The 2,830-nt window shown below is 68.1% G+C and carries 3 protein-coding genes and 1 pseudogene; 3 read left to right on the forward strand and 1 reads right to left on the reverse strand.

Annotated features, from left to right (window positions below):
- Nucleotides 1-283 (forward strand): annotated as a pseudogene (locus tag WAN02_RS25025) (hypothetical protein); the annotation flags it as partial.
- On the opposite strand, the gene WAN02_RS25030 reads toward WAN02_RS25025, so the two are convergent.
- Nucleotides 280-1,284 (reverse strand): 4-hydroxy-3-methylbut-2-enyl diphosphate reductase, encoded by a 1,005-nt coding sequence (locus WAN02_RS25030; RefSeq protein ID WP_422267457.1) that lies wholly within the window; start codon nt 1,282-1,284, stop codon nt 280-282. The pseudogene WAN02_RS25025 and the gene WAN02_RS25030 overlap by 4 nt on opposite strands.
- An 88-nt stretch (nt 1,285-1,372) precedes the next feature.
- On the opposite strand from WAN02_RS25030, the gene WAN02_RS25035 reads away from it, so the two are divergent.
- Nucleotides 1,373-1,939, forward strand: coding sequence for a lipid droplet-associated protein (locus tag WAN02_RS25035; RefSeq protein WP_422267459.1), 567 nt, complete (start codon nt 1,373-1,375; stop codon nt 1,937-1,939).
- Nucleotides 1,936-2,830: exodeoxyribonuclease VII large subunit (xseA, locus tag WAN02_RS25040; protein ID WP_422267461.1), on the forward strand; the 895-nt coding region annotated here is incomplete at its 3' end. The genes WAN02_RS25035 and xseA, both read left to right, overlap by 4 nt.

Here is a 2,830-nt window from a genome sequence, read left to right on the forward strand (position 1 = left end):
GCCGCGCGACGCAGACCTGCGTGGCCGCCCGCCACGCGACATCCGGCGCGACCCGCACGCTCGCAGAGATCGCCCGGCCAGCCGCTTCGACCCGTACGAACCCAGGGAGCCGTTCGACCCCGCTGCTGGGCCTCCGCCGCGGCGCAGGCCCGCACCCAACGGGAGCACCGCGACCCATCACCCGATCTCACAGGTCAGATATCGGAAAGCAGCCGGAGGCGATGAGCCACTCGACGACCGCCCGCGCCGGCCGCGCCGGCCCGCGGGCGATTCCTGGGACTAAGCGCCGCGAGCGGGCCTGATCTCCCGGGGCAGCGCGAACACCAACGTCTCGTTGGCTGTCGTCACCGGCTGAACCACGTCATAGCCGTACTCGGCCAACCGCTCCAGCACGCCGCGGACCAGCACCTCAGGCACTGACGCGCCGGACGTCACTCCGACGGTGGTGACGCCCTCCAACCACGCCGGATCGATGTCGTCGGCGTAGTCGACCAGATGCGAAGCCGCAGACCCGGCGCCCAACGCGACCTCGACCAACCGCACCGAGTTCGACGAATTACGCGACCCGACGACGATCACCAGCTCGCACTCCGGTGCCATCGCCTTGACCGCCACCTGCCGATTCTGGGTCGCGTAGCAGATGTCGTCGCTGGGCGGATCCTGCAATTTCGGGAAGCGGGCCCGCAGCCGCTCGACCGTCTCCATCGTCTCGTCGACGGACAGCGTGGTCTGCGACAACCAGATCACCTTGTTCTCGTCGCGAACCGTCACGCCGTCGACCGCGCTCGGACCGTCGACCAGCTGCACATGGTCGGGTGCCTCACCGGCAGTGCCGACGACCTCCTCATGGCCCTCATGCCCGATCAGCAGGATGTCGTAATCGTCGCGGGCGAATCGCTTGGCCTCGTTGTGCACCTTGGTGACCAGTGGGCAGGTGGCGTCGATGACCTTCAGCTGCCGCTCGGCAGCCGTCGTGTGCACGGTCGGGGCCACGCCGTGTGCCGAGAACACCACGATGGCGCCCTCGGGCACCTCGTCGGTCTCCTCGACGAACACCGCACCGGCCTTGGCCAGCGTTTCGACCACGTGGCGGTTGTGCACGATCTCATGCCGGACGTAGACCGGTGCGCCGTGCTTTTCCAGCGCACGCTCGACGGTCTCGACGGCACGATCGACGCCGGCGCAGTACCCGCGGGGCTCGGCAAGCAGGACACGTTTGCCGGTCACCGGCTCCGTAACCGAGGCGGTGGCGCCGGGGATCCCCATGTTCACGGTCGGCGGCATGTCCACCAGCGTACTTTCTGCCGACTCCGGCCCGCCAACTCGCGCGCTCAGCTTGGAGTTGTCCGCCAGTTAAGGCAGGCTTGACCGCATGGCTACTGCACCATATGGGGTTCGGCTGCTGGTGGGCGCCGCGACGATGGCCGTCGAGGAGACGATCAGGCTGCCGAGGACCATCCTGATGTACCCGATGACGCTGGTTAGTACGGCCGCGGCTGTCGTGATGCGGTTCCAGCAGAACGTGGCCGAATTGGTGATAAAGGGCGACTCCACGCTGGAGCACATCTTCCCGCCCAAGGACGAGCAGCCGGAGTGGGCGACGTTCGACGAGGACCTGCCGGACGACAGCGATGACGAGCCGTCGGACGTCGAGCCCCGCGCCGAGGGACGGTTCGCGCTGTACTCGTCCCCTGAAGCGGGCGCAGCCGACGACTGGGCGCGGGTGGCCGCCACACCGGGCAAGCAGTCGGTGTCCGCCCCCGAGGTAGTCGAAGAGCTGGACTACGAACAGCTGACCCTGGCCCAGCTGCGGGCCCGGCTGCAATCACTCGATGTCGACGAGCTCGAAGCCCTGCTGGCCTACGAAGAGGCCACCAAAGGGCGCGCGCCGTTCCAGACGCTGCTGGCAAACAGGATCACGCGCGCGACGGCGAAGTGACCGCCAACCCTGTCAGCAATGCCAATACGCCGGCCGGCTCGGCGAATTCGGCCGAGAACCCGTTTCCGGTTCGCGCAGTCGCCATCCGAATCGCAAGCTGGATCGACAAATTGGGCGCGGTCTGGGTTGAAGGCCAGCTGACTGAGATCAACATCCGGCCGGGCGCCAAGACGGTGTTCATGGTGCTGCGCGATCCGGCCGCCGACATGTCGCTGACCGTGACTGCGCCGCGCAACCTGGTTGACAACGCGCCGGTCAAGCTCGTCGAGGGCGTGCAAGTGGTGGTCTGCGGTAAGCCGAGCTTTTTCACCGGCCGAGGCACACTGACGTTGCGGCTCAGCGAAATACGCGCAGTGGGCATCGGTGAACTGTTGGCCCGCATCGAGCGACTGCGCCAGCTGTTGGCCGCCGAAGGCCTCTTCGATCCGCGACTCAAACGGCCAATCCCATTCCTGCCCAGCATGATCGGTCTGATCACCGGCCGGGCCAGCGCGGCCGAGCATGACGTGACGACGGTAGCCGCCGCACGCTGGCCCGCTGTGCGGTTCGCCGTCCGCAACACCGCCGTCCAGGGCCCCACCGCGGTCTCCCAGATCGTTACGGCGCTGCGGGAGTTGGACTCCGACCCCGACATCGATGTCATCGTGGTGGCCCGCGGCGGCGGCAGCGTGGAGGATTTGCTGCCGTTCTCCGACGAGACGTTGTGTCGGGCGATCGCCGCGTGCCGCACGCCGGTGGTCAGCGCCGTGGGCCACGAGCCCGACAACCCGCTGTGCGATCTGGTCGCCGACCTGCGTGCCGCCACCCCGACCGACGCCGCCAAGAAGATCGTCCCGGATACCGCCGCCGAACAGCGCCTGCTCGATGACCTGCGCCGGCGCAGCGCCCAGG

Source organism: Mycobacterium sp. (genome assembly GCF_049281135.1).
GTDB lineage: Bacteria > Actinomycetota > Actinomycetes > Mycobacteriales > Mycobacteriaceae > Mycobacterium.